Raw genomic sequence first — 6,528 nt, 5'->3', positions numbered from 1 at the left:
GCCTGTGCTCTGGCGCGCGACGACATGAAAGGACCTGTCTTCGAAATGCTGCAGCAATTCGTCCGGTCGCACGAGCGCCGGGAAGTAGCCGCATAATGCCCAAATTTTGGGTGCATATGCGAAATCGCGATGGCGCGACAGCCACGCAAGCGCTTGGCCTTCTTGGCCGGGCGCTCCGTGGCACGAATGTTGCGTGGCCTTTTCTGGTAACGACGACACTCTTCGAAGGCCGGTAGCGCCTGCAACCTGGAATTGGACCGACGATGAATTATGCCAACTTTCCTCTCGACAAGAGGATGCCATTGCCCACCACCGAACCGGAAAAGGGTGAAGACTTCATCGACATCGAGCGTCTGCTTGGCATGGCCGCCCGGCAGGCCAAGGTGGTGGCGGTCTGCGCCGTCATCGGTCTATTCCTGGGTGTGATTTATCTCCAGACGACGCCCAAGCAATACACCTCCCTTGCGAGCGTGCTGATCGACGACGGCCTGAACAAGGTCGTGGACGACATTTCGGCTGTCAGTGCCACGCAGCAGACGGACGCGACGATCCTCAGCCAGATCGAGATACTCAACTCGGCGCGGCTGGCATCGGAGGTGGTCGACAAGCTGAAGCTGGACCAGAACCAGGAATTCATGAACCCGCCGCAATCGGCTTTGGCCCAGGGAATCGGATTCTTGCGCGGCATCGTCGGCTATTTCCGCAGCGGCGGCGGCAACCAAATCCCCGGGATCGAGAATGTCGATGCCGCAACGCGCGAAGCCATGATGAAGGCGGCGACCCATGACTACGCGGTTCTCGTGCTGCAAACCGGATTGATGGCGGATCGCAACGGCCGCAGCAATGTCATCAGCATCGGCTATCAGTCGACCAATCCGGCTTTGGCCACGGCCATCACCAAGGCCTATGCGGACGCCTACCTTGCCGACCAGCTCAACGCCAGCTTCGACGCCACCGAGCGCGCGGCCGTTTGGCTGCAGGGCAGGTTGACCGAACTGCGCGAAAGCTCGCAGGCAGCTGCGCTGGCGGTCGAGAAGTTCAGGGCCGAGCACGGGCTTTCCGCAAACAGCGACGGCCAGTTGCTCAGCGACAAGCAACTCGCCGACCTGAACGCCCAGCTCATCGTCGCGCAGGCCGATACAGCCCGCGCCAGCGCCCGCTACCAGCAGTACAAGGCGATCGTCGACAGCGGCTCCGAAAGCGCCTTCAACGATTCCGCGATAGCGGCCGATCAGCCGAGCAGCTCGGTCATCATCGCGCTGAAAACCCGCTATCTCGCGATCGCGAAACGGTTGCAGGACGTCGAGAACAACTTCGGCAAGGATCACCCGCAGGCGGTTGCGCTGGCCAAGGAGAAGGCCGACGTCTCGGCGCAGATCTTCGGACAGCTGAAACAGATCACCGAGAGCTACCGAAACGACTATCAGGTGGCGCAGGCGCGCGAGACCGCGCTTAGGGAGAAGATCGCCACCCAGGCAGGCAAGAGCTCGATCGACAACCAGTCGCAGGTCAGGCTGAAGGAACTTGATCAGCAGGCGCAGGCGCTGACCACGCTCTATCAGACTTTCCTTAGCCGTTACGAGGAAGCGTCGCAGCAGCAGTCATTCCCGGTCGGCAAGGTCCGCATCATCTCTGACGCGTCGATGCCTCTCACCGCCTCGGCTCCGCGCACCTTGCGCGTGCTGGCGCTCTCGCTGGTGCTTGGCCTCATGCTCGGCGCCGGCTGCGGAGGCCTGAACGAATTCAACGAGCGCTTCTTCCGGACAGGCGAGGACATTCGCGACCGTGTCGGCCTGAAGTTCCTCGGCTATCTGCCGACGATCGGTGGCGGCAAGGCCAAGGAGTCGAAGCCGGACGACTTGCCGGCCGACGGCAAGGTCACCAGCCTGTCGGCCGCCGAGAAACGGGCGCGCATGCGGGTGAGCCTCGATGCGCCGGCCTCGATGTTCGCCGAGACGCTCCGCAACGCCAAGATCGCTTTCGACGTGGTGATGGAAGACAAGGGCAGCCGGGTGATCGGCGTCATCTCCGTCCTGCCCGGCGAAGGCAAGTCGACGGTTGCGGCGAACCTCGCCGGTCTGCTCGCCGCCAACGGCGCCAAGACTTTGCTGATCGATGGCGACCTGCGCAATCCGGGCCTCAGCCGCAGCCTCGGCATGGAGTCGGAGCACGGGCTGATGGAGGCGGTGGTCAATGGACAGACCTGGCAGTCGGTCGGCAAGGTCGACCGCCAGACCAAGCTGGCGATCATCCCGGCCGTGGTGCGCGGCCAGTTCTCGCACACCAGCGAGCTTCTCGGCTCCGCCGGCATGCGGCGTTTCATCGAGAACGCCAAGGAGACGTTCGAATACATCATCGTCGACCTACCGCCGCTCGGCCCGGTGGTCGACGCCAAGGCCTTCGCGCCGTTGGTCGACGGCTTCGTGCTCGTCACCGAGTGGGGCCGCACGCCACGCGCCATGGTGCGCTCGATGCTGGAGTCGGAACCCTACATCGCCGAAAAGATCACCGGCGCGGTGCTCAACAAGGTCGAGCTGAAGAAACTGGCGAAATACGGCTCTCTCGGCGGTTCGGAAAAGTTCTTCGACCGCTATTCGAGTTACTACCTCGAGAAGTCGGAATCGCGCGCCAAGCAGGCCGCCTAAAGCAGTTCATCCGACGAAAAGCCGCGGCGGTTATTCTCCGGTCGACAGCAGCCGCCCATATTTGCCGACGATCCTGAGGGCGGTCAGCCGGCCGCTCTGGAAGGCGCCGGTGTCGATGCCGAGCCGCCGCCCGTCGAGCGTCGGAACGTCCACGATCGTATGTCCGTGCACGACCCAGCGATCGAGGCGGTGCGCGGCCGCCAGGAACTCGGATCGTATGTTGAGCAGGTCGGCCTCGTCCTGCGCTTCGAGCGCGATGCCGGGCCGGATGCCGGCATGGACGAAAAGGAACCGCTCCGAACAGATCATCACCGGCAGCGTGCGCATGAAGGCGACGTGGGTGGCCGGAATGGCCTCCCGGATACGCTCGTCTACCTCTTCGCTCGATCCGTAGAGATCGGCCAGGCGGTCGGGATCGATACCGTAGGAGAACAGCGTTTCCCGTCCGCCGACGCGGAGCCACGGCTCCAGTGACAGATGGCCGTCGAGATAGGCGAGCATCGCCACTTCGTGGTTCCCGGCAAGGCACACGCGCATGAAACCTTCTGGCGGCGGTGCCATCAGATGCTCGACCACGCGCCGCGAATTGGGCCCGCGGTCGACATAGTCGCCGAGCATGATGATGATCTTGCGGCCGCGGAACTGCAGCGCGTCGAGCTCGATCTTCTGCTCCAGCGTGCGCAGCTCGTCGTAGCAGCCATGCACGTCGCCGATCGCGTAGACCACCGTGTCCCGCATGTCCATCATCAGCCGTTCGCGCGGCAAGGGCCGGGGTCGTCTCGATCGTTGGAACAGGCTCACGGATTGAGGCTCGGTACTCAAGCTAGGGTCATGCCACGCAGCGTGGACCAAGCCTCGATATCATGTCGAATGCAAGCATTTCCACACCGGGCTGCTCGATGCACATCGCCAAAAAGGCGCAGCGGTCTTGGCAAAACGACGTGCATCAATACCCCGAAAAGCGTCGCCTGACCGCGTTTCAGCGCGATGCGCTTTAGGCCGCTTTGAGCCGATAGCGGAAAAGCGTGCGGTCGAGCAGCATGCGGACGCGCGGCTCGGCCTCGGCCGCCACCAGCCAGCTTGCCGCGATCATGGCCGTGCCGACGATCGGGATCGAAACCAGGTATGGCACGCCGGCGCGGATCAGGACGCCGAGCAGCGCCGCGCCGACGACATCGTGGATGAGGTAGAGCGGATAGGTCATCAGCCCGATCCGGCGCCAGCCGCCCCAGGAAAGGTTGAGGCGCAGCGACCAAGCCATCAGCGCTACCGCGGCCAGGAAGATGATGATCGGCGGCGCATAGGGCATCGCCGCTTCCACCTTGATGCTGTGCACGTCGACCGAGCTTACGATCTGCAGCGCTCCGCCGGCGAGAAACAGCGCCGAGAAGCAGAGCCGTGCCGCTGTCACCGCCTTGAAGCGCATCAGCCAGATGAGCACGCCGACCGCGAAGAACGCGCCGTGATGCACCAGGGTGAGCTGCAGCCAGCGCGCCTCCGCGAGATCGGTCCAGCCGAAGGCGAAATAGAGACACCAGAACAGCGTGCTGAGCAGGCCGATGATGACGGCGACAGCTTCCATCAGGTCGAATCGGCCGAACCGCAGCAGGGTCCAGACGATGGCGTAGAAGGCGATCTCGATGCCGAGCGTCCAGTAGATACTGTCGACCCATGGCTCGAACGGCACGAACAGCGCCGTGCGGGCAAGTCGCACCACGGCATCGGTCGGCCAGGAAAGACCGACCATCAGCAGCACGATCGCGGAGATGGGCGCGCAGACCCAGACCGCCGGCGCCAGCCGTCTGACACGGGCTTCGAAGAACTTCAGCGGCGTCGAATTCTCGGCGCTGAATGCGATGACGAAGCCGCTGATGACGAAGAACACCTGAACGCCGACCCAGCCGGAGCCGACAAACGCCATTTCGGGATGGGCAGGGATGCCGCCGGTCGAGCGCGCCGACACGCCGTCGGGAAACGCCCATACCCAGAAGCCGTAGTGATAGAACATCACCATGACGGCGGCGAAGAAACGCAAAATGTCGACGCCGCCGAATGTGGTCTTGTGCTGAGCCATGCCGTGCCTTCGGAACGGCCCCCCGGGCAGACTTCTAGGGGGTGCTGCTGCATTGCACAACAGTCGATTGCAGCGCAGGATGCATTCGTGAGGCTGCCCTCGCGTTGCGATCCCGCGAGCGGCTAGATCCCGATGCCGCGCCCCTTGAGCGCCGCCGTGATCTCGTCGAGGATCGCGGGATCGTCGATGGTCGCCGGCATCGTCCATTCCTCCTTGTCGGCGATCTTCTGCATCGTGCCGCGCAGGATCTTGCCGGAGCGCGTCTTCGGCAGCCGCTTGATCGTCACCACCGTCTTGAAGGCTGCGACCGGTCCGATCCGCTCGCGCACCAGGCCCACCACCTCGCTTTCGATGGCGCCGGTGTCGCGCGCCACACCGGCGTTGAGCACGACGAAGCCGAGCGGCACCTGGCCTTTCATCGCGTCGGCGATGCCGATCACGGCGCATTCGGCGACGTCCGGATGCGCGGCCAGCACCTCCTCCATCGCGCCCGTCGAGAGGCGGTGCCCGGCGACGTTGATGATGTCGTCGGTGCGGGCCATGACGTAGAGATAGCCGTCCTCGTCCATCATGCCGGCGTCGGCCGTCTTGTAGAAACCGGGGAACTCCTCGAGATAGGCTTGGCGGAAGCGGGCGTCGGCGTTCCAGAGCGTCGGCAGGCAGCCTGCCGGCAGCGGCAGCTTGACCACGACATTGCCGAGCGTGCCGCGCGGCACCTCGTGGCCGGCATCGTCGAGAATACGAATATCGTAGCCCGGCATCGGCACGCCCGGCGAGCCGTATTTCACCGGCAAAAGCCCGAGCCCGGCCGGGTTGATGGTCATAGGCGAGCCGGTCTCGGTCTGCCACCAATGGTCGATCACCGGACGGTTGAGCTTCTGCTCTGCCCATTTGATGGTCTCGGGGTCGGCGCGCTCGCCGGCGAGGAACAGCGTGCGGAATTTCGACAGATCGTATTTCGGCACGAACTCGCCGCGCGGATCCTGCCCCTTGATGGCGCGAAAGGCGGTCGGCGCCGTGAACAGCGCCACCACACCGTGTTCCGAGATCACCCGCCAGTAGGTGCCGGCGTCCGGCGTGCCGATCGGCTTGCCTTCGAAGAGCACGCTGGTGCAGCCATGCAGAAGCGGCCCATAGACGATGTAGGAATGGCCGACCACCCAGCCGACGTCCGAGGCCGCCCAGAACACCTCGCCGGGGTTGACGCCGAACTCGTTTTCCATCGTCCATTTCAGCGCGACCATGTGACCGCCATTGTCGCGCACGATGCCCTTCGGCTGCCCGGTCGTGCCGGAGGTGTAGATGATGTAGAGCGGGTCGGTGGCCAAGACCGGAACGCAGTCGACATTGGCGCCGGCGGCGCGCTCGCGGGCGACCGCATCGGCATAGTCGATGTCGTAATTGTCCTTCATCTCGCAGTGCAATTGCTCGCGCTGCAGGATCAGGCAGGCATCGGGCTTGTGCTTCGACATCTCGATCGCCTTGTCGAGCAGCGGCTTGTAGGCGACGACGCGTCCCGGCTCCAGGCCGCAGGAAGCGGTGATGATCAGCTTCGGCCTGGCGTCGTCGATGCGGGTCGCGAGCTCATGCGAGGCGAAGCCGCCGAACACCACTGAATGCACGGCGCCGATGCGGGCCGAGGCGAGCATGGCGATCGCCGCTTCCGCCACCATCGGCATGTAGATGATCACCCGATCTCCCTTGCCGATGCCACGGTTCTTGAGGACAGAGGCGAGCGCGACCACCTCGCGCTTCAGTTCGGCATAGGTGAATTTCCGGATCGTGCCGGTGATCGCGCTGTCATGGATC

4 protein-coding genes are annotated in these 6,528 nt (G+C 64.2%); 1 reads left to right on the top strand and 3 read right to left on the bottom strand.

What is annotated here, in order from left to right; genetic code table 11:
• The first annotated feature begins 263 nt into the window (after positions 1 to 263).
• Positions 264 to 2,645 (top strand): polysaccharide biosynthesis tyrosine autokinase, encoded by a 2,382-nt coding sequence (locus EOA75_RS26570; protein WP_127216403.1) that lies wholly within the window; start codon positions 264 to 266, stop codon positions 2,643 to 2,645.
• A 30-nt stretch (positions 2,646 to 2,675) separates the two neighbouring features.
• Here EOA75_RS26570 and EOA75_RS26565 read toward each other — a convergent pair whose 3' ends face one another.
• From EOA75_RS26565 to EOA75_RS26555, 3 genes are all read right to left on the bottom strand, one after another.
• Complete coding sequence (locus EOA75_RS26565; protein WP_164747572.1) at positions 2,676 to 3,392, bottom strand: metallophosphoesterase family protein; 717 nt, start codon at positions 3,390 to 3,392, stop codon at positions 2,676 to 2,678.
• Positions 3,393 to 3,639: 247 nt separating this feature from the next.
• Positions 3,640 to 4,719 (bottom strand): acyltransferase, encoded by a 1,080-nt coding sequence (locus tag EOA75_RS26560; RefSeq protein ID WP_127325546.1) that lies wholly within the window; start codon positions 4,717 to 4,719, stop codon positions 3,640 to 3,642.
• Between the two features lie 122 nt (positions 4,720 to 4,841).
• Positions 4,842 to 6,528 (bottom strand): AMP-binding protein (locus tag EOA75_RS26555; protein WP_127325545.1); only part of this gene is annotated, 1,687 nt, incomplete at its 5' end.

It is taken from the genome of Mesorhizobium sp. M1A.F.Ca.IN.022.07.1.1 (assembly GCF_003997575.1).
Lineage (GTDB): Bacteria > Pseudomonadota > Alphaproteobacteria > Rhizobiales > Rhizobiaceae > Mesorhizobium.
This window is presented reverse-complemented; position numbering and strand designations above follow the sequence as displayed.

Excerpts from the sequence above, each read along its gene's own strand:
- EOA75_RS26570 (WP_127216403.1), top strand. The coding sequence starts at position 264 with ATGAATTATGCCAACTTTCCTCTCGACAAGAGGATGCCATTGCCCACC.
- EOA75_RS26565 (WP_164747572.1), bottom strand. The coding sequence starts at position 3,392 with ATGATGGACATGCGGGACACGGTGGTCTACGCGATCGGCGACGTGCAT.
- EOA75_RS26560 (WP_127325546.1), bottom strand. The coding sequence starts at position 4,719 with ATGGCTCAGCACAAGACCACATTCGGCGGCGTCGACATTTTGCGTTTC.